19 protein-coding genes are annotated in these 19,856 nt (G+C 74.3%); 8 read left to right on the top strand and 11 right to left on the bottom strand.

Annotated elements, in window-relative coordinates; genetic code table 11:
• Window positions 1–93 precede the first annotated feature (93 nt).
• Together ACZ60W_RS03345 and ACZ60W_RS03340 are read left to right on the top strand one after the other, a co-directional pair.
• Window positions 94–1,737, top strand: coding sequence for an ABC-F family ATP-binding cassette domain-containing protein (locus tag ACZ60W_RS03345; RefSeq protein WP_469753639.1), 1,644 nt, complete (start codon window positions 94–96; stop codon window positions 1,735–1,737).
• Between the two features lie 370 nt (window positions 1,738–2,107).
• Window positions 2,108–3,082, top strand: coding sequence for an acyl-ACP desaturase (locus tag ACZ60W_RS03340; RefSeq protein ID WP_469753638.1), 975 nt, complete (start codon window positions 2,108–2,110; stop codon window positions 3,080–3,082).
• A gap of 52 nt (window positions 3,083–3,134) precedes the next feature.
• Here the strand turns inward: ACZ60W_RS03340 and ACZ60W_RS03335 are convergent, their stop codons facing one another.
• The 8 genes from ACZ60W_RS03335 to ACZ60W_RS03300 all read right to left on the bottom strand — a co-directional run bounded on the left by ACZ60W_RS03335 (window position 3,135) and on the right by ACZ60W_RS03300 (window position 10,056).
• Complete coding sequence (locus tag ACZ60W_RS03335) at window positions 3,135–3,386, bottom strand: WhiB family transcriptional regulator (RefSeq protein WP_469753637.1); 252 nt, start codon at window positions 3,384–3,386, stop codon at window positions 3,135–3,137.
• Between the two features lie 46 nt (window positions 3,387–3,432).
• Window positions 3,433–4,566 carry an LLM class flavin-dependent oxidoreductase gene (locus ACZ60W_RS03330; protein ID WP_469753636.1) on the bottom strand — a complete coding sequence of 378 codons (1,134 nt, stop codon included), beginning with the start codon at window positions 4,564–4,566 and terminating at the stop codon, window positions 3,433–3,435.
• A gap of 4 nt (window positions 4,567–4,570) precedes the next feature.
• The gene (locus ACZ60W_RS03325; RefSeq protein ID WP_469753635.1) at window positions 4,571–5,434 is read right to left on the bottom strand and encodes an ABC transporter substrate-binding protein; all 864 of its coding nucleotides are present in this window, start codon (window positions 5,432–5,434) and stop codon (window positions 4,571–4,573) included.
• Window positions 5,431–6,237: an ABC transporter ATP-binding protein gene (locus ACZ60W_RS03320; RefSeq protein ID WP_469753634.1), complete on the bottom strand. Its 807-nt coding sequence runs from the start codon at window positions 6,235–6,237 to the stop codon at window positions 5,431–5,433. Before ACZ60W_RS03320 ends, ACZ60W_RS03325 begins: the two co-directional genes overlap by 4 nt.
• Window positions 6,234–7,187, bottom strand: coding sequence for an ABC transporter permease (locus ACZ60W_RS03315; RefSeq protein WP_469753633.1), 954 nt, complete (start codon window positions 7,185–7,187; stop codon window positions 6,234–6,236). The genes ACZ60W_RS03320 and ACZ60W_RS03315 overlap by 4 nt, the downstream gene beginning before the upstream one ends.
• Window positions 7,184–8,206, bottom strand: a complete 1,023-nt coding sequence (locus tag ACZ60W_RS03310) for an ABC transporter substrate-binding protein (RefSeq protein WP_469753632.1) — start codon at window positions 8,204–8,206, stop codon at window positions 7,184–7,186. Before ACZ60W_RS03310 ends, ACZ60W_RS03315 begins: the two co-directional genes overlap by 4 nt.
• A 322-nt stretch (window positions 8,207–8,528) precedes the next feature.
• Window positions 8,529–9,542 (bottom strand): ABC transporter substrate-binding protein, encoded by a 1,014-nt coding sequence (locus ACZ60W_RS03305; RefSeq protein WP_469753631.1) that lies wholly within the window; start codon window positions 9,540–9,542, stop codon window positions 8,529–8,531.
• Window positions 9,543–9,936: 394 nt separating this feature from the next.
• Window positions 9,937–10,056: a putative leader peptide gene (locus tag ACZ60W_RS03300; protein WP_469753630.1), complete on the bottom strand. Its 120-nt coding sequence runs from the start codon at window positions 10,054–10,056 to the stop codon at window positions 9,937–9,939.
• Between the two features lie 197 nt (window positions 10,057–10,253).
• Here ACZ60W_RS03300 and ACZ60W_RS03295 point away from each other — a divergent pair, with 197 nt between their 5' ends.
• Together ACZ60W_RS03295 and ACZ60W_RS03290 are read left to right on the top strand one after the other, a co-directional pair.
• Window positions 10,254–11,048, top strand: a complete 795-nt coding sequence (locus tag ACZ60W_RS03295; RefSeq protein WP_469753629.1) for an IclR family transcriptional regulator — start codon at window positions 10,254–10,256, stop codon at window positions 11,046–11,048.
• A gap of 56 nt (window positions 11,049–11,104) precedes the next feature.
• Entirely contained in the window at window positions 11,105–11,776 is a 672-nt protein-coding gene (locus ACZ60W_RS03290; protein ID WP_469753628.1) for a TetR/AcrR family transcriptional regulator, read from the top strand.
• Window positions 11,777–11,816: 40 nt separating this feature from the next.
• Here ACZ60W_RS03290 and ACZ60W_RS03285 read toward each other — a convergent pair whose 3' ends face one another.
• Together ACZ60W_RS03285 and ligD are read right to left on the bottom strand one after the other, a co-directional pair.
• Window positions 11,817–12,713 (bottom strand): alpha/beta hydrolase, encoded by an 897-nt coding sequence (locus ACZ60W_RS03285; RefSeq protein ID WP_469753627.1) that lies wholly within the window; start codon window positions 12,711–12,713, stop codon window positions 11,817–11,819.
• A gap of 158 nt (window positions 12,714–12,871) precedes the next feature.
• Window positions 12,872–13,903: a non-homologous end-joining DNA ligase gene (gene ligD, locus ACZ60W_RS03280; RefSeq protein ID WP_469753626.1), complete on the bottom strand. Its 1,032-nt coding sequence runs from the start codon at window positions 13,901–13,903 to the stop codon at window positions 12,872–12,874.
• A 52-nt stretch (window positions 13,904–13,955) separates the two neighbouring features.
• Between ligD and ACZ60W_RS03275 the strand changes: the two genes are divergently transcribed.
• From ACZ60W_RS03275 to ACZ60W_RS03265, 3 genes are all read left to right on the top strand, one after another.
• A complete protein-coding gene (locus ACZ60W_RS03275; RefSeq protein WP_469753625.1) occupies window positions 13,956–15,014 on the top strand; it encodes an ATP-dependent DNA ligase in 1,059 nt (352 codons plus the stop codon).
• Between the two features lie 474 nt (window positions 15,015–15,488).
• A complete protein-coding gene (locus ACZ60W_RS03270; protein WP_051034050.1) occupies window positions 15,489–15,683 on the top strand; it encodes a hypothetical protein in 195 nt (64 codons plus the stop codon).
• Window positions 15,684–15,758: 75 nt separating this feature from the next.
• Window positions 15,759–17,858, top strand: a complete 2,100-nt coding sequence (locus ACZ60W_RS03265; RefSeq protein ID WP_469753624.1) for an MDR family MFS transporter — start codon at window positions 15,759–15,761, stop codon at window positions 17,856–17,858.
• Between the two features lie 34 nt (window positions 17,859–17,892).
• Here ACZ60W_RS03265 and ACZ60W_RS03260 read toward each other — a convergent pair whose 3' ends face one another.
• Window positions 17,893–18,336, bottom strand: a complete 444-nt coding sequence (locus tag ACZ60W_RS03260) for a YchJ family protein (RefSeq protein WP_469753623.1) — start codon at window positions 18,334–18,336, stop codon at window positions 17,893–17,895.
• A 114-nt stretch (window positions 18,337–18,450) separates the two neighbouring features.
• Between ACZ60W_RS03260 and ACZ60W_RS03255 the strand changes: the two genes are divergently transcribed.
• Window positions 18,451–19,794: a 6-phospho-beta-glucosidase gene (locus tag ACZ60W_RS03255; protein WP_469753622.1), complete on the top strand. Its 1,344-nt coding sequence runs from the start codon at window positions 18,451–18,453 to the stop codon at window positions 19,792–19,794.
• Window positions 19,795–19,856: the final 62 nt, after the last annotated feature.

Genomic DNA, 19,856 nt, shown 5'->3' with positions numbered 1-19,856 from the left:
GACCTCGGCGTACGAGCCGTTCCTGACGACCGCCCGCGCCCCGGTGTCTCTCGCGTTGCCCCTTTTCCACGCTCGCGCGACCGGGAGGCCTCCATGGCGCATCACCCCACCTTCATCACCTGTTCCTCGCTCTCCTTCTCCTGGCCGGACGGCACCGAGGTCCTCCACGACTTCCGGCTGGCGGTCGGACCGGGCCGCACCGGTCTCGTCGGCCTGAACGGCTCCGGCAAGTCCACGCTCCTCAAGCTGATCGCGGGCGAGCTGACGCCGTCCTCGGGCACGGTCAGGATCAACGGCGAGCTCGGCTACCTCCCGCAGAACCTGGTGCTCGACACCGCGCGGCGGGTGGACGAGATCCTCGGCATCGCCGGCAAGCGCGCCGCCCTGCACGCCATCGAGGCGGGCGACGCGTCGGAGGAGAACTTCACCGCCCTCGCCGACGACTGGGACGTCGAGGAGCGGGCCCGGGCCACCCTCGACCAACTCGGCCTCGACGGGGTCGGGCTCGACCGGACCGTCGGCGAGGTGTCGGGCGGCGAGTCCGTCCTGCTGCGCCTCGCCGCGCTGCTTCTCGCCCGTCCGGACGTCCTGCTGCTCGACGAGCCGACCAACAACCTGGACCGGCACGCCCGGGCCCGGCTGTACGAGGCCGTGCGGAACTGGTCCGGCGTCCTGGTCGTGGTCAGCCACGACCGTGAACTCCTGGAACTGGTCGACCAGATCGCCGACCTGCGGGACGGGGCGGTCACCTGGTACGGCGGCACCTGGTCGGCGTACGAGGAGGCGCTCGCCGCCGAACAGGAGGCGGCCGAGCGGATGGTGCGGGTCGCCGAGGCCGACGTGCAGCGCCAGAAGCGCGAACTCTCCGACGCGCAGACCAAGTTGGCGCGACGCAAGCGCTTCGGCCAGAAGAGCTACGGGAACAAGGTCGTCCCGAAGATCGTGGCGAACGGCCGCAGGAGCGACGCCCAGGTCTCGGCGGGCAAGCACCGCACCCTGCACACCGAGCGCCTCTCGGAGGCGCGGGAGCGGCTCGACGCCGCCGTGGAGGCGGTGCGGGACGACGACGAGATCCGGGTCGAGCTGCCCCGCACCTCGGTACCGCCGGGGCGCGAGGTCCTGTACCTGCGGGAGCTGGAGATGCGCTACGGGGCGCGCGTCGCCGGCGAGTTCGAGCTGCGGGGGCCCGAGCGCGTCGCGCTCGTCGGCCGGAACGGCGCCGGGAAGACGACGCTGCTCCGGACGATCGCCGGCGAGGTGGAGGCGCTGTCGGGCGCCGCGGAGGCGCGGGTGCCGCTCCGCTTCCTGCCGCAGCGGCTCGACGTCCTCGACGACGGGCTGAGCGTGGTGGAGAACGTGGCCCGCCTCGCGCCGGCGGCGACGGGGAACGCGATCAGGGCGAGGCTGGCGCGGTTCCTGTTCCGGGGAGCGCGGGCCGACCGGCCCGTCGGCACCCTGTCCGGCGGGGAGCGGTTCCGGGCGACGCTCGCGGCGCTGCTCCTGGCGGACCCGGCTCCGCAGCTGCTGATGCTGGACGAGCCGACCAACAACCTCGACATGGCGTCGGTGCGGAAGCTGACGGAGGCCCTCGACGCGTACGAGGGGGCGCTGATCGTGGCGAGCCACGACGTGACGTTCCTGGAGTCCCTGGGGATCACCCGGTGGCTGCTGCTCGACGGCGAGCTGCGGCCGACGACGGCGGAGGAGGTGCGGGGGACGGTGCCGGCGGAGCACTGACGGCGGCGGAGGCCGGGCGCGGGGGCGGCGGGCCGCCGGGGCGGTGACGGAGGCACCGGGTTCGCCCGGCGACGGCGGTACGGAGTCGCCCGGTGACGGCGGTACGGGGCGGGCGGACGCCGACCGCTCCGCGCCGCCGGGCGCCTGCGCTGCGTAGCCGCCGGGGTGGCGGGCGGGGTCCACGACGAGGGGCTCACCCGACGTGACCTGCGTCTCCGCCACCCCGTCCGAGCAGCGCACATAACGGAACGTAACCGGACATCGCCGGAGCGGGCTTGGCCGACGCCTTACGGAGCCTTAACCTACGGTCTCGTAACCTACGAATCCGTAGGTACGCCCGTATGCCCTTCTCCGTCCCCAGGAGTTCCCCGTGACGCTCACCTCTCCCTCCCTCGACAGCTCGGCTGGGTGGACCGACGCACGGCTCCTCTACGCGCTCGAAGAGGTCGTGGAGAAGGAGCTCAACCGGCACCTCAAGGTCACCAAGGACTGGATGCCGCACGAGTACGTGCCCTGGTCCGACGGCCGCAACTTCCCCGGCTTCTTCGAGGACGGCGAGGCCTGGGACCCGTCGCAGTCCAAGGTGACGGAGATCGGCAAGATCGCCCTCGTCGTCAACCTGCTGACCGAGGACAACCTCCCCAGCTACCACCACGAGATCGCCAGCCTCTTCGGCCGCGACGGCGCCTGGGGCACCTGGGTGCACCGCTGGACCGCCGAGGAGGGCCGCCACGGCATCGTGATGCGCGACTACCTCCTCGCCTCCCGCGCCGTCGACCCGGACAAGCTGGAGCAGTTCCGGATGTCGCACATGAGCGAGGGCTTCGAGTCCGACAACCGGCACTCGATGCTGCACTCCGTGGCGTACGTCGCCTTCCAGGAGCTCGCCACCCGCATCTCGCACCGCAACACCGGCCACCAGTCCGGCGACCCGGTGTGCGACCGGATGCTGTCCCGCATCGCGACCGACGAGAACCTGCACATGGTCTTCTACCGCAACCTGCTGGGCGCGGCCTTCGAGATCGCCCCCGACCTGACGATGCAGGCCGTGCGGGACGTCGTGGTCAACTTCCGGATGCCCGGACACGGCATGCCGGGCTTCGAGCGGGCGGCGGCGCAGATGGCGATCGGCGAGATCTACAACATGCGGATCCACCACGACGACGTCCTCCAGCCCGTCCTGCGCTTCCTCAAGGTCCTCCAGATCGACGGCCTGGGCCCCGAGGGCCTGCGCGCCCAGGAGGAGCTGGGGCTCTACATGAACGGCCTGGACAGCGAGGCGAGCAAGTTCGACGAGAAGCTCGCGGCCCGCAAGGCCCGCATGGCGGCCCGCGCCGCCGGCTGAGCGACCGGCGATCCGACCCGGGCGGACTCCGCCCGGGGCGGCCCGGGCGGGCTCAGCGGCCCTGCCGCTTGAGCCGCCCGCGCTCCTTCTCCGAGAGGCCGCCCCAGACCCCGAACCTCTCGTCGTGGCGGAGCGCGTACTCCAGGCACTCCAGGCGCCCCTCGCACGCCCCGCACAGCTGCTTGGCCTCGCGGGTCGAGGAGCCGGGGGCCGGGAAGAAGAACTCCGGACCCGCCTGGGCGCACAGGGCGTTCTCGCGCCAGGTGAGGTCGGGGGCGGTGAGGGTGTCGGTATCCGTCTGCATGACCCCAACGGTGCCGCCACGCCGTAAACACGCCATCAACGTTCGATCAATGGCGTATACCCAGTGCCGGCAGGACGGTCTCCGCGACGCGGTACGCCTCCTCCAGCAGCGGGTTCCCGGACAGGATGAACGTGTCCACGCCGAGGTCCCGGTACTCCTCCAGGCGCTCCACGACCTGGGCCGTCGAGCCGACCACCGCCGTGCCCGGACCGGGCCGGAAGAGGCCCATGCCGGGCCAGAGGTTGGGGTGGGTCTCCAGTTCGCGCGCCCGGGCCGGGACCCTGCCGCCGTGCTGGCGGAACTGGCGCTGCCACCCGACGCCGTCCTCACCGGCCTGCCCGCCGAGCCGGCGGGCGTACGTCTCCTCGCTGGTGACGTCCAGGAGCCGGTCCGCCGCCGCCCATGCCTCGTCCTCGGTGTCGCGGACGATGAGGTGGAGGCGCAGGCCGATGCGGAGGGTGCGGCCGTGCGCGGCGGCGCGCGCCCGGACGTGGTCGAGTTTCTCCTTCAGCGCCTGCGGCGGTTCGCCCCACGTGAGGTAGACGTCGACGTGCTCCGCGGCCATCTCGATGCCGGGCGCGGAGGACCCGCCGAACCAGAGCGGGACGTGCGGGTCCTGCACGGGCCGCAGGTCACCGAAGGAGGCCCCGGCGTCCTTGAGGTCGTAGAAGCGCCCCCGGTGGTCGAAGACCTCTCCGGCGGTGAGGCGCTTGACGATCGACCAGTACTCGGCGCTCAGCTCGTACCGCTCGTCGTGCCCGACGTGGAGGCCGAACTCGCGCAGGGCGTTCGTCGATCCGTTGACGACGTTGAACCGCAGCCGCCCGCCGAAGAGGTTGTCGAAGCTCAGTGCCATCTTGGCGAGCAGGGTGGGGGCGATCAGACCGGGGTGGACGGCGAGCAGCGGCTTGAACCGGGTGCTCGTGGCGGCCGCGAGCGCCGAGCCCAGCGGCCACACGTCGTACAGGTCGGTGGCGAGCAGCGCGCCGGTGTAGCCGAGGCGCTCGACGGACCCGGCGAGCCGGGTCAGATAGCCGAGGTCGACGGGGCGCCGGCCGGCCGGTTCCCAGGGGTAGGCGCCCTCGCGCGGAATGACGTACCAGAGGACTTCGGGCGGCGCGGCCGGGGAGAACGCGGGTGCCGGGGCGATGGCGGGCGCCGGCGAGGTCTGCGGGGCCATCGGTTCAGACCTTCCGGGGCAGGGCGTCGGCGACGGTCACCGCGCGGTCGACGAAGCCGGTGCGGAGGAAGACGTCCGCCGCCCGCTGCTGCTCGGCGAGGAACTCCGCGGAGACCTCCTCGACGGTCCACGGCAGGGCGCGCAGCGCGCTCTCCCAGTCCTCCACGGTGCCGCCCTGGTCGGCGGCGGCGATCTCGGCGGCCTCCCGGGGGTGGGCGGCGGCCCAGTCGTCGGCCCGGCGGAGCGCCCGGGTGAGGGCCTCGACGAGCTCGGGCCGCGTCTCGGCCAGGTCGCGGCGGGTGAAGAAGACGGACCGGTCGGAGATCACCTCGCCGGTGCGGATCAGGGTGCGCAGGCCGCCGGCGCGGCGGGCCGCGGCGAGTTCGGCGCCCTGCGCCACCCACGCCGTGATCTCGCCGGCGCGGAGCCTGGCCTCGCTGCCGGAGTCCCCCCGCACCGGGGTGATGTCGGTGGCGTACGACAGGCCCGCGTCGTCCAGGGCCTGGGCGACGAGGTGCGTCTGCCAGGAGCCGACGGCGAGGTGCACGGTGCCGCCCCTGAGGTCCGCGACACCGCGGACCGGGCTGTCCTCGGTCACGAGGAGGGCGCCGTGGTCGGGGCGGGGCGCGGAGACCGCGGTGTAGACGATGTCGTGGCCGGCGGCCTGCGCGGTGACCGGCGGGGTGGAGCCCGTACCGCCGAAGTCGATGGTGCCGTCGGCGAGGAGGGCGCCGGTGCGGACGCCGTCGGTGTACGGGTGCCAGGTCACGGTCTCGCCGAGGGCGGCGAGTTCCTCCTCCGCGTAGCCGAGACGGGAGAGGTGGTAGAGGGACGGGTTGCTGCGGTGGACACCGATGACGACGGTCATGCGGACGCTCCTTCGGACGAGGCGGGGCCGGAAGTGGCGGAGGTGGGGGTGACGGGGCCGGGGTTCGTGGACGGGGGCGCTTCCGCGGGTGCGTGGACGCCGAGGTCGGCGAGGAGGCGGCGGCGCAGGGCGACGAACGCGGGGTCGCCGGGATCGCGGGGCCGGGCCACGGTCACGGGTTCGTCGGTGACGAGCCGGCCGTCGCGCAGGACGGCGACCCGGTCGGCGAGGCGGACGGCCTCGTCGACGTCGTGGGTGACCAGCAGGACGGCGGGCCGGTGGATCCGGCGGAGTTCGCCGACGAGGTCCTGCATGCGCAGCCGGGTCAGCGCGTCGAGCGCGGCGAACGGCTCGTCGAGCAGCAGGAGTTCGGGCTCCCTCACCAGCGCCCTGGCAAGGGCGACGCGCTGGGCCTCGCCGCCGGAGAGGGTGGCGGGCCAGGCGTCGGCGTGCCGTTCCAGCCCGACCTCCGCGAGGGCGCGGAGGCCGGTCTCACGGGTCGCGGCGCCGCGCGGCAGGCCGACGGTCACGTTGGCCAGCACCCTCTTGGAGGGGACGAGCCGCGGTTCCTGGAAGACGACGGTGCGGGCGGCCGGGACGAGCGCCTCGCCGCCGTCGGCGCCGTCGAGGGCGGCGAGGATGCGGAGCAGGGTGGTCTTGCCGCTGCCGCTCGCCCCGAGCAGGGCGAGGAACTCGCCGCGCGCCAGGGTGAGGTCGAGTCCGTCGAGGACGGCGCGGGCGCCGAAGACCCGGCGCAGCCCGCGGACCCGGACGGCCGTCCGCGGCACGGTGGACGTGGTCATCGGGTTCCTCCCCCGGGGCCGGCCGCGCGCCAGGGCATGAGGACCCGCTCCAGTCCCCGGACGAGCACGTCCGCGGTGAGGCCGAGCAGTCCGTAGACCAGAATGCAGACGGCGAGGATGTCGGTGCGGGCGTAGCTCTGGGCCTGCGCCATCAGATAGCCGATCCCCTCGGTGGCGTTGATCTCCTCGGCGGCGATGAGCGCGATGACGCTGAGGGTCGTCGAGAGCCGCAGTCCGGCGAGGAGCGAGGGCAGGGCGCCCGGCAGGACGACCTGGCGGACGAGGGCGAGCCGGCCGAGCCCGAAGCTGCGCATGGCCTCGACGAGCTTGCGGTCGGTGCTGCGGACGCCGCCGACGGTGGAGACGTACATCGGGAAGGTGGTGGCGACCGCGATGAGGAGGATCTTGGCGGTCTCGTTGATGCCGAACCAGACCATGAAGAGGGGGACGAGGGAGAGGAACGGGATGGTCCGCAGGGTCTGCAGCGAGGAGTCGAGCAGTTCGTCGCCGAGCCGGGTGAACCCGGTGGTGATGCCGAGGGTGAGGCCGGCGGCGAGACCGATGACGAGCCCGGTGCCGGAGCGGAGGAGGGAGGTGGACAGGGCGTCCTGGAGCTGCCCGTCGCCCCACAGTTCGGCGACGGCGTCGCCGACCTGGGCGGGCGAGGCCAGGACGTCGGGAGTGAGGAGGCCGGTCGCCGAGGCGGCCCACCACAGGGCGAGGAGGAGCACGGGGCCGAGGGCGCGGGCGAGCAGGGAGTACGTGCGGGAGCGGGGCCGGGTCACCGGCGGGCGCGGAGCGACGAGCCCGTCGACGGGTCCGTCGACCGTCGCGGGCCCGAGGGGGACGGCCGCTGCGGCGCCGGTGGCGGGCGCCGCGGCCGTGGCCGCCTCGTCGGCCGCGGCGGTGGTGGCCGCCGTGGCCGCTCCGGCGGTGGTGGCCGCCGTCATGACAGCTTCTCGACGTCGAGGAGGTGGGCCGCGATGTCGACCTTGTGCGGCGTGACCTTCTGGTCGGCGTAGAACCGGGCGACCGTCTCGAACCGCGCGATGTCCTCGGGGCCGATGGGGTCGACGGTGCCGCCCTTGCCGGTGAAGGCGATCTGGACCTCCTTGGCGCGGCCGTTGACCGCGGTGGGGCCGGCGTCGGTGAAGACGTTGAGGTAGGCGGCCGGGTCCCGCCTCTCCTTGGCGCTGTTCTCGTGCAGGTACGCGTACAGCGCCCTGACCACCTCGGGGTGCTGGTCGGCGAAGTCCGAACGGACGGCGTTCAGGCTGTAGTTGTCCGAACCGATGGCGGTGCCGTCGGCGACGAAGCGGGCCTTGCCCGCGCCGATCTCGGCGACCGCGTACGTCGACCACACCGCCCAGGCGTCGACCTGCCCGGCGTTGAAGACGGCGGCGGTCTGGTCGGGGCGGAGGTAGACGCGCTCGACCGCGTCGGCGGGGATGCCGGCCTTGGCGAGGGCCTTGAGCAGGAGGTACTCGCCGGTGCCGCCCTTGTTGACGGCGACCTTGCGTCCGACGAGGTCCCGGACGGACGCGATGTCCGAGCCCTCGCGGACGAGGATGCCCTCGCCGACGGGGTCGGGGTCGGTGGCGGTGAAGAAGGCGAAGCCGGGGCTCTGCGCGAGCGAGGTGATCCCCGAGGTGATCGATCCGGTCGCGATGTCGAGCTGGTCGGCGTTCATCGCCTGGGCCGCGGGGGCGAACGGGCCGGCGCTGCCGGTCCACGCCACCTTGGCGCCGACGGCGGCGAGCGCTTTGTCCAGGCTGCCGTCCTTCTTGCCGCGGGCGAGGACGCCCGCGTTGCCGGGGTCGGGGATCCGGACGGTGACCGTGCCCTTCCCTCCCCCGGAGCCGCCGGCCCGGCCGGTGGAGGAGTCCGCGGCGGGGTCGCCTCCGCAGGCGGTGACGGTGGACAGCGCGACGACGGCCGCCAGGGCGGCGAGCGGGGCGAGTGGGCGCATGGCGGTGGTCCTTCGGGGAGGGTGGCCGCGGGTGGGGCGGCCGGAATGCGGGGTGGAGGGGGCGGGCGGAGTGCGGGTGGAGGGGGGCGGGCGGAGTGCGGGTGGAGGGGGGCGGGCGGAGTGCGGGTGGAGGGGCGAGCGGAGAGCGGGTGGAGGGGCGAGCGGTGGGTCGGACGGACTGACGGACCGTCCGCCCGTCCGTCCGTCCGACCGACCGTCGGTCCGTCGGTCCGTCGGTCCGTCCGACCGACCGACCGTCGTCAGGTGATCGGGGACACGGGGTCGACGCGCGGAGGCCGGCGGCCGAGGGCCGGCCGGCCCGTCAGCGTCCGGTCGGGGAGAGGGGGGCGGCGGCGATCCGGCGGGCGCGGCGCAGGGGCTCCGGGTCGGCCCAGGCGCGTACGTCGACCGCCTCGGGCAGGAATCCGTGGGCCCGCAGGGCCTCCTCCTGCCGGGCGAGGAGGTCGAGCCGGGTGCCGGACAGGTCGGGGTGGAGGGTGCGGTGGGTGCCGGCCCGGTAGGCGCCGGCGACGCCCTCGGCGCCCGCGCCGGTCTCGGCGCCGAGGATGCGGGCGACCTCGGCGGGCTCGTCGGCGGCCCAGTCGGCGGCGCGGAGCAGGACGGCGAGGAAGCGGTCCACCAGCTCGGGGTGCCGGTCCAGGAGGTCCTGGTGGACGGTGAGCGGGCGCGGGGTGCCGTTGTTCACGCGGTGCGCGGGGTCGGGGAGTTCGTCGAGGGCGACGGCGACCTCGGCCCCGGCGCGGCGGGCCGCCTCGACGGCGAGGGCGCCCTTCACGTAGACGGCGTCGACCTGGCCCCGCCGCAGGGCGTCCAGCTCGGCGGCCCACTGCCCGCGGTGGCCGTCGGCCGGTACGTCCACGAGGACGGCGTCGTCGAGTCCGTACCCGGCCGAGGCGAGGACGCCCTCGAAGCCGCGCAGGGCCATCGCCCGCCAGAAGTCGATGGGGACGGGGTGGCGGGGCACGGCGAGGCGCAGGCCGCGCAGGGCGGCTGCGCCGCGCACCGGGGAGCCGGGGGCGACGAGCACGGCCTGGTGCTCCTCGATCCAGGTGAGTCCGACGAGCCGGGTGCGCTCTCCCCGTGAACGGGCCCAGAGCGCGGGCACGTTGCCGCCCTCGCGGAGGAGTCCGGGCAGGGCGTGGGTGAAGTGGGCCGCGCGGTCGGCTCCGGGATCGTCGTCCTGGAGCGAGCGGACGGCGATGCCGTCCGGCGCGAACTCCTCGGCCAGCCAGCCGCGGTCGGCGGCGACGCCGGTGGCGGTGGGGACGGGGCAGCGGGTGAACCAGAGCGTGTCGGGAACGGGGGCGTGCGGCATGGGGGCATCCCGGGATGTCAGGGGGCTCGGGGCACGGCGGCGGCGCGCGGGGCACCCCGCGGTCGGCGGGGTGCCCGGCGGCGCGGCGCGCGGCGCGGCCCGGGGCACGGTGAAGGGGCGGAGGGGGCGGGGCCGGTGGCGCCGTGGCGGGCGCCGGTGCCGGCGAGGAGCGGACCGGCCGGGACCGGCGGGGGCAGGTCTCGGCGCGGAAGGGCGGCCGGCGTCCCGCGGATGCCGGTGCCGGCGTGGGAAAGGGTCCCCTGTGCGGCGGGCGGCGGTGCGGCGGCGCCCCGGCGCCGAAAGACGCCACGGCGTGGCGTTCCCTCAGCGGGAGGGGGCGCGGGGCGCGGTCGGTCCCGCGGGGTGCCGGGCGGAAGGCCGACGGCGAACGGGGTCAGCGACAGCCCGCACCGGCGACGCGTGCCAGGTCGATGTGGCGGCGCCGGGTGAGCGGAAGCGGTACGGGGAAGACGGCGGACGGGCGGAGCGCGGTGCGTCGTCCTGCGTGCGTCACGGTGCTGCTCCCTTCCGGCTCGGTGTCCCTGTGGTGCGTTGGCCGGAACCTTGCCACGGATCTCCGGGCGTCCACAACTCGGCTCCCACGATGTGGGATTGCGCATGAACGCAGTGTTTCCGACCTGGCCGGGGCCCTGATTCGGCTCCCGCCATGTGGGAGCGTGGGGGCCCGATCACCCACGGGGAGCGAACCCTATGACGACCGAGGCCGGCATCGTCCGACCCCCGGCGGGCGCCCAGGCGGTCCGCCGCGCACTGGATGTGCTGCACTGTTTCCACGACAACGGGCCCGACCTGAGCGCCTCCGACCTGGCGCGCCGGCTCGGGCTCTCCACCTCGACGGCGCACCGGCTGGCACGGACGCTGCTCGGGGCGGGCTTCCTGGAACAGGACGCCCGGACCGCCCGGTACCGGCTGGGCCCGGCGATGACCGAGCTGGGGCGCCTGTCGTACCACCAGCGGGGGCTGCACCTGGCGGCGCCGGAGCTGTCGGACCTCGCCGAACGGACCGGCGCCACCGCCGACCTGGCGCTGCGCAGCGGTCCGCACGTGGTGATCGTGGCGGGCGGTTCGGTGACGCCGAAGGTGGGGCTGCGCCGGCCGCTGCACTCGACGGCCCTGGGGAAGGTGCTGCTGGCGTGGCCCCGGGCGGGCGAGGGCGGCCCGCACTCGCTGCCGCCGCTGTACGCGTTCACCGAGCGGACCATCGTCGAACCGCCCGCGCTGGCGGCCGAGCTGGCGCGCGTCCGGGAGGCGGGGTACGCGCTGAACGACGGCGAGTCGGCGCTCGGGGTGCGGACGGTGGCCGTGCCGGTCATGGAGCGGTCGGGGCACGCGCGCTTCGCGCTGGCCGTCCGCGCGACCCCGGAGCTGATCACCGACGCGCGCCTGGAGTGGTACCTGGCACAGGCCCGGTCCTGCGCCCGGGCCCTGGAGGTGCTGCTCCTGACCCCGGCGGAGCGGCGGGACCCGGGCGAGCGGGCCGGCTAGGGCCTGTCGTCCGCACGGAGATTCCCGCACGGTCGTGCGTTCAGTACGATGGAGGGATGAACGGCGACAGCGGAAGCGGCACCGGGACCAAGACGGACGGGCGCGTCGAGCGCGGCAACCAGACCCGGCGGCTGGTGCTCGGCCGGACGATGGACATCGCCTCCGTCGAGGGGCTCGAAGGGCTGTCGCTGGGACGGCTCGCCACCGAGCTCGCGCTGAGCAAGAGCGGCGTCTTCGCCCTCTTCGGTTCGAAGGAGGAGCTCCAGCTCGCCACGATCCGCGCCGCGGTCGCCGTCTTCGCCCGCGAGGTCGTCACCCCCCTCGCCGACGTGCCGCCGGGCGTCGGGCGGGTGCTCGGCCTGTGCCGGAACTGGCTGGCCTACTCCTCGGGCCGGGTCTTCTCCGGCGGCTGCTTCTTCTACGCGGTCGCGGCCGAGTTCGACGCCCGGACGGGCCCGGTCCACGACGCCGTCGCCCGGACCCGGCTCGACTGGAGCGCCTATGTGGAGCAGTCGCTGGCGGAGGCCCGCACCGCGGGGGACCTCGCCGAGGACGCGGACGCGGAGCAGCTGGCCTTCGAGGTGATCGCCCTCATGGAGGCCGCCAACGCGCAGTCCGTCCTCCTCGGCGAGACCTCGGCCTACGCCCGCGCCGAGCGCGGCATCGCCGCCCGGCTCCGGGGGTCGGCCACGGACCAGGGCCGGGCGGCGCTCGCCGACCGGGGCTGAGGCCGCCGCACCCCGGGCGCGGTGGGGCGGCGGCGGCCGGTCAGCCTGCCGTCACCTGTCCCCCGGGACACGCGGCCATCGTCTCCACGGGGGCGCCGGTCGCGAACTCCACGGCCGCGGCGACGACTTCGGGGTCCTTGAGGATGCGGCGGTGACCGAGGCCGTCGGTGACGACCAGCCGTGCGCGGTCGCCGTGGGCGCGGGCGAGCCGGCGGGCCTGCGCGAGCGGCACCATGTCGTCGGTCTCGTCGTGGAACAGCAGGACGGGCGCGCCGAGTTCGGCGGCGTGCCGGTCGGCCCCGAAGCTCTCCCAGACGCCGGGCTCGTCCGGGGCCAGCCGGCGTTCGACGTGGTCGCGCATGCACCGGATCACGCGCTCGTCGACGCCGAGCCCGGCGCGGAAGCCGGCGAGCAGCAGCTCGAAGGAGCCGACGGCGCCGATCCCCACGAAGCGGCCGGTGCGGATTCCGTCGCGCAGGGCGAAGAGGGCGGCGAGGGCGCCGAAGGAGTGGGCGACGACGGCGTCGAAGTCGCCGTGCCGGGCGTGCAGTTCCCGGATGACGTCGCGGTACTCCAGGATGTTGCTCGCCCGGCCGGGTGACTCCCCGTGGCCGGGGGCGTCGAAGGCGACCGGGCTGTAGCCGCGGGCGAGCAGCGCCTCGGCGAAGGCGGTGAGGCGCGAGGCGCGCGAGGACCAGCCGTGGACGAGGAGGACGGGCCGCCGGCCGTCGCCCCAGGCGTAGGTGACGACCTCCTTGCCGCGGACCCGGAGGCGTCCGGTGCGCGCGGCGGCGAAGAGCTCCCGCTCCCCGGGCTTGAGCCGGGCGCGGCCGAGGGGGCGCACGAAGAGGTGGAAGGCGAGCCGGCCGGCCGGTCCGGGGGCGACGCGGGCGGCGGCGTTCAGGGTGGTGCGCATGAGCGGAGCCATCGGGTACATGCCGGTTCTCCTCGGTCGTCCTGGTGACGGGAAAAATGCTAGCACGACCGTTCGTCTTGTTTTATGGTCAGCCGTACGGCGGGGCGGCGCCGACCCGGAAGGCGCCGCCCCGCCCGCCTCGCCGACCCCTTCCCCCTCCCCGGGAAGCCCCGTCGCCGTCAGTCCCCCTCCGGCGGCTTCTTCTTCGCGCGGCTCGGCTGCACCCGCTTCGGCTCGCCCGGCATCTTCGGGTACTCGGGCGGGTAGGGCAGGTCGCCGAGGCCGTGCTCCGCCTCGTCGCGCCGGGCCAGTTCGAGCAGCGACTCCAGACCGAACCGCTCCTCGTCCATGCCCGCGTGGACGTCCCCGACCTCGGCGTAGCGGACCGGCATCGTCCTGATGTCGAAGTCCTGCGGCACCGCGTCGTCGATCTCCTCCCACCGCAGGGGCGCGGAGACCGGCGCGTGCGGGCGGGGGCGCACGGAGTAGGCGGAGGCGATGGTGCGGTCGCGGGCGGTCTGGTTGTAGTCGACGAAGATCCGCTCGCCGCGCTCCTCCTTCCACCACTTGATGGTGACGTCCTGTGGCATCCGGCGCTCCAGCTCGCGGCCGCAGGCGATGGCCGCCCGCCTGACCTGCGTGAACGTCCACTCGGGGGTGATCGGCACGAAGACGTGGAGGCCGCGGCCGCCGGAGGTCTTCGGCCAGCCGCGCAGCCCGTGCTCGTCGAGGACGGCCCGCAGCTCGTGGGCGGCGCGGACGGCGTCGCCGTAGTCCGTGCCGGGCTGCGGGTCGAGGTCGATGCGGAGTTCGTCGGGGTGGTCGGTGTCGTCGCGGCGGACCGGCCAGGGGTGGAAGGTGACGGCCCCCAGGTTGGCGGCCCAGACGACGGCCGCCGGCTCGGTCGGGCACATCTCGTCGGCCGACCGGCCGCTGGGGAAGGTGATGTGGGCCGTCGGGATCCAGTCCGGCAGGTACTTCGGGGCGCGCTTCTGGAAGAAGGACTCGCCGGTCACCCCGTCGGGGTAGCGCTCCAGGGTCGTGGGGCGGTTCCGCAGGGCGCGGGTGACACCGTCGCCGACGGCCAGGTAGTACTGGACGACGTCCATCTTGGTGTAGCCCGGTTCGGGGAAGTACACCTTGTCGGGGTGGGAGACCTTCACGGTCCGGTCGCCGACTTCGAGTTCCACCGCTGCCGCCTTGCCTGCCATGCGGGTCAGCCTAGGGCTCGCCGACAACTCCCGCATACCGGACAATCGCCTTATGGATCTTCCGGTGATGCCGCCCGTGAAACCGATGCTCGCCAAGGCGGTCAAGCGGATCCCGCCCGGGATGCAGTACGAGGCCAAGTGGGACGGTTTCCGCGCGATCGTGCACCGGGACGGCGCGGAGCTGGTCATCGGCAGCCGTACGGGCAAGCCCCTCACGCGGTACTTCCCCGAACTCGTCGAGGCGCTCGCGGACCGGCTGCCGCAGCGGTGCGTGGTCGACGGGGAGATCGTGATCGAGCGCGACGGGCACCTCGACTTCGACCGGCTGACCGAGCGGATCCACCCGGCCGCCTCCCGGGTCCGGATGCTCGCCGAGACCACCCCGGCCCGGTTCGTCGCCTTCGACCTGCTCGCCCTGGGCGAGGTGGCGCTCCTCGACGTCCCGCTGAGCGAGCGGAGGACCGCGCTGGAGCGGATCCTCGACGGGGTGGACGCGCCGCTCCACCTCGCGCCGGCGACCCGGGACGCGGCCCTCGCCGCCCGCTGGTTCGAGCAGTACGAGGGGGCGGGCCTGGACGGGGTGATCGCCAAGCCGCTGGACCTGCCGTACCGTCCGGACGCCCGCCTCATGTACAAGATCAAGCACGAGCGGACCGCCGACGTGGTGGTGGCCGGCTACCGCTTCCACAAGAGCGGCCCGGTGGTCGGCTCCCTGCTGCTCGGCCTCCACGACGACGAGGGCGCCCTCCAGCACGTCGGCGTCTGCGCGGCGTTCACCGCGCGGCGGCGGGCCGAGCTGATCGAGGAGCTGGAACCGCTCCGGATGGATCCGCCGGACGGGCACCCCTGGGCGGCCTGGACCGAGGAGGCCGCCCACCAGGGAGCGCGGCTGCCCGGGGCGCCGAGCCGCTGGTCGGGCAAGAAGGACCTGTCGTGGGTGGCACTGCGGCCGGAGCGGGTCTGCGAGGTCGGCTACGACCACATGGAGGGCGACCGCTTCCGCCACACGGCGCAGTTCAAGCGGTGGCGCCCGGACCGGACGCCGGAGTCCTGCGGCTACGGACAGCTGGAGGAGCCGGTCTCGTACGATCTGTCCGAGATCCTCACCTAGGGGGCGCCTGACGCCCCATGGGTCCCGGTGGCTCCACGGGCCCCGCGGAGCCGCCGGAGGCACACCTCCGACCCGACGGGAAGCTTCTTGACCGGGGAGTGAGATCCTTCACATTCCCCGGACGATCAAGGCGGGTCAACACCCCCGCACCGACGCTCCGTTCGACCGGCGCCCGAGCGATACGCAGGGACGGTACGGAAAGCCGGGCGGGCGGGCGCGCCCCGCACCTGCGGGAACGTCCGCGCCGCGGGGCGCCGCCGCGGGGCGGTCGGCGCCGGCGGTGCCACGGTGTTCGAGCGGGCGCCCAGCGCGCTGTCACGCCGTCGCGACCGAGCCGTACCGGAACCTGTACCGCGATCCGGTACGTATGGAGTGGAGAACCTTCCGCACTCTTCCCGGACCGACTAGGACTGACCCGTGATCACCTCGCCCTCGCCCCTCGTACCCGTCCCGATTCCCGACCGTGTGGCCGCGATGATCGGTTCCTGTCTCCCGCTGCACGTCCTCCAGGCCGAGGTCGACGCGGACTGCGCGGCGCGTGAGGTGTACCGGTTCCGCGGACCGCTCTGCGCGGAGGACCGGGCGGACCGCGAGCACGCCCTGGCCGCGCTGGCCCGGGCCAACAAGATCCTGGCCAAGCACCACCCCCAGCTGCCCGTCACCCCCTGACGGAGGGCCGGCGGGGTCCACCTGTTCGGCCGTCCCCCGGAGGCACGCCCGCGGCGCCGGTGTGACGCTGCGAGAGTGACCACGACCAGCGACGCAGCGCCCGCGCCCCCGGCCGCCACCGAGCCACCCGTGCTCGACAGCCGCCGCCGCAACATCGTCTTCGGCACGATCATGCTGGGCGTCCTCCTGGCCGCCCTCGACCAGACCATCGTCGGCACCGCCCTGCCGACCATCGTCTCGGACCTGGGCGGCGCCGCCCACATGTCGTGGGTGGTCACCGCCTATCTGCTCGCCGAGACGGTCGCGACCGTCCTCGTCGGCAAGTTCGGCGACCTCTTCGGCCGCAAGGTGATCTTCCAGATCTCGGCGATCGTCTTCATCACCGGCTCGTTCCTCTGCGGTCTCGCCACCAACATGACGCTGCTGATCGTCTGGCGCGGCCTCCAGGGCGTGGGCGCCGGCGGTCTGATGGTCACCTCGATGGCGCTCATCGCCGATGTGATCCCGCTGCGCGAGCGGGGCAAGTACCAGGGCGCGATCGGGGCCGTGTTCGGCGTCTCCACCGTCATCGGCCCGCTCCTCGGCGGTCTGTTCACCGACCACCTGACCTGGCGCTGGGCCTTCTACGTCAACGTGCCCATCGCGATCCTCGTCGTGATCGCCGCCGCCCGCACGATCCCCTCGGTGCGCTCGGCGAGCCGCCCCGTCATCGACTACGCGGGCATCGCGCTGGTCGCCGTGGGCTCCAGCGCCCTGATCCTGGCGACCAGTTGGGGCGGCAACGAGTACGCCTGGACGTCGGGCGTCATCATCGGGCTCTTCGTCGGCGGCTTCGTGGCGCTGGCGCTCTTCTGCTGGGTGGAGACCCGGGCGGCCGAACCCATGCTGCCCATGCGGCTGTTCTCGAACCCGGTCTTCACCGTCTGCTCGGTGCTCAGCTTCGTGGTCGGCTTCGCCATGCTCGGCGCCATGACGTTCCTGCCGACCTACCTCCAGTACGTCGACGGGGACTCCGCCACGGTCTCCGGCATCCGCACCCTGCCGATGGTCGTCGGCCTGCTCATCGCGTCGATCTTCAGCGGCAACGTCGTCAGCAAGACCGGCCACTACCGGATCTTCCCCATCGTCGGCTGTCTGGTGATGGGGGTCGGTCTCTTCCTGCTCTCGCTCATGGGCCCCGAGACCGGCACCTGGCTCGCGTCGCTCTACATGTTCGTGCTGGGCGTCGGCATCGGCCTGTGCATGCAGGTGCTGACCATCGCCGTGCAGAACACCGTCGACTACGCCGACCTCGGCACCGCCACCTCCGGGGTCACCTTCTTCCGGACGCTGGGCAGCTCCTTCGGCACCGCCGTCTTCGGCACGATCTACGTGAACTCCCTGGGACCCAACCTGGCGCGGGGGGTCGGCGAGGCGGCGGTCGTCGCAGAGGGCCTCGGCGTCGACCCGGCCGGTCTCGTGCAGGCGTCGCAGAGCCCGGCCGGGGTGCACGGGCTGCCGCCCGCGGTGGCCGAGCCGATCGTGCAGGCGTACGCCGACACCCTCCACACCGTGTTCCTCTGGACCGTGCCGGTCGCGGCCGTCGGCTTCGTGGTGGCGCTCTTCCTCAAGCAGGTGACCCTGCGCGACTCGGCCCGCCAGGCCGCCCCCGACATGGGCGAGGGCTTCGGTTCTCCCACCACGGCCGGCGACTCGGCCAAGCTCCTGGAGCTGTCCGTGGCCCGCATCCTGCGCCGCACCGACATGGACACCGTCCGCCGGATCGTGGCCGACTCCGACACCCGCCTCGACACGGCGGGAGCCTGGGCCGTGATGCAGGTCGAGCTGTACACCCGCACCGTCGGGCACGCCAGCCTCGGACTGGTGGCCGCCGGTCGCCGGGTCCCGCCGGAGGTCCTGCTGCCCGTCTTCGAGCGGATGGTCGAGGAGGGGTACCTCACCCGCGACGGGAACCTGCTCTCGCACACGGCGGCCGGCCGGCGCGAGGCCGACGTCATCACGCACGCGTGGGGCGACTGGCTCTCCGACACGGTCGAGCAGGAGCGCGGCCGGCCCAGCGGGCCCGAGCTGCGGGTGGCGACGGACGCCATCGCCAAGCGGATCGTCGCCGAGGACCTCGCCCAGGGGATCCCGAGGAAGAGCCCGGCGGACCGGGCCGTGGCCACCGTCCGCTGAGGCCGGCCCGCCCGCCGGCCCCCGCGCCGGCGGGCTACTCCGGGAAGTCGCCGTCCACGTACACCCAGGCGCCCTCGTGGCGGGCGAACCGGCTCCGCTCGTGCAGGGCGCCCTGCTCGCCGCCGTGCGCGTAGCGCGCCGTGAAGGTGACGGTGCCATGCCGGTGGAAGGCGGTGCCCTCGGTGGTGTCCTCGATCTCCAGCCCGGCCCAGCGCAGCGACGGGTCGAAGTCGACGTCGTCCGGCCGGGTCTCCGGCGCCCAGGTGCGCAGCAGGTAGGAGGCGTCGCGGACGACGAAGGCGCAGTAGCGGGAGCGCATGAGGAGGACGGCGGTGGGCGCCGTGCCGGCGGTGCCCGCGTGGAACCGGCCGCAGCAGGCGCCGTAGGCCGCGTCGAGGCCGCACGGGCAGGGGGAGGCCGCGGTCACGGCGGGCGCGGCGGCGGGGGCCGTGCGGGGGCGGGTCTTGCGTCGGGACATGCCGCCATTCTCCCCCACGGCGGGTGCGCCCCCGGCGCCCGGCATGTGGACGGCCCCGTGGACACCGGCCCGCGGTCCCGCTGCCCCCGAACGGGGCGCGAGTAGCGTACGACCATGAAACTGACGATTCTCGGAGGCGGCGGATTCCGGGTGCCGCTGGTGTACGGCGCCCTCCTCGGCGACCACGCCGAGGGGCGGGTCACCCACGTGACCCTGTACGACCTCGACGCGGCCCGGCTGACGGCCATCGCCCGGGTCCTCGCGGAGCAGGGCGCCGGGGTGCCGGACGCGCCCGTCGTGACGGCGACGACGGACCTGGACGAGGCGCTGCGCGGGGCCGACTTCGTGTTCTCCGCCATCCGGGTGGGCGGTCTGGAGGGCAGGGCGGCCGACGAGCGGATCGCCCTGGCCGAGGGCGTCCTCGGCCAGGAGACGGTGGGAGCGGGCGGGATCGCGTACGGCCTGCGGACCGTGCCCGTCGCGGTGCACATCGCCCGCCGGACCGCCGCGCTCGCCCCGGACGCCTGGGTCATCAACTTCACCAACCCGGCGGGCCTGGTCACCGAGGCGATGGCGCGGATCCTCGGCGAGCGGGTGGTCGGCATCTGCGACTCCCCGGTGGGGCTGGGCCGCCGGGTCGCCCGCGTCCTCGGCGCCGACCCGGACGAGGCGTGGATCGACTACGTGGGCCTCAACCACCTGGGCTGGCTGCGCGGTCTGCGGGTCGGCGGCCGGGACCTGCTGCCGGAGCTGCTGGCCGACGAGGCGGCGCTCGGCTCCTTCGAGGAGGGCCGCCTCTTCGGCCCGGAGTGGCTGCGCTCGCTGGGCGCGGTCCCCAACGAGTACCTGCACTACTACTACTTCAACCGGGAGGCGGTGCACGCCTACCGGAGCGCCGAGCGGACGCGGGGCGCCTACCTCCGCGACCAGCAGGCCGGCTTCTACCGGGAGACGGGCAGGCCGGAGGTGTCGGCCCTGGACGCCTGGCACCGGACGCTCGCCGACCGGGAGGCGACGTACATGGCCGCCAACCGGGAGGCGGCCGGGACCGGCGAGCGGGACGAGGAGGACCTGGAGTCCGGCGGCTACGAGAAGGTGGCGCTGGCGCTGATGCGGGCGATCGCCCGGGACGAGCGGGCCACCCTGATCCTCAACGTGCGCAACGGCTCGACGCTGGCCGCGCTCGACGCGGACGCGGTGGTCGAGGTGCCCTGCTCGGTCGACGCGAACGGCGCCCACCCGATGGCGGCGTCCCCGCTGCCGTACCACGCCGTCGGTCTGGTGACCGCGGTCAAGGCGGTCGAACGGGAGGTCCTCGCCGCGGCGGAGAGCGGTTCGCGGGCGACGGCGGTGAAGGCGTTCGCCCTGCACCCGCTCGTCGACTCGGTGGCGTTGGCCCGCCGGCTGGTGGACGGCTACCGCGCGGAGCACCCGGGTCTGGCGTATCTGCGGCACTGAACCGTCGCCGAGCCGTACGGCCGGCGAACACCTTTACGACACCGGGGGCGCGGCCTAGGCTC

This window comes from Streptomyces sp. NPDC104202 (assembly GCF_055584185.1).
This window is presented reverse-complemented; position numbering and strand designations above follow the sequence as displayed.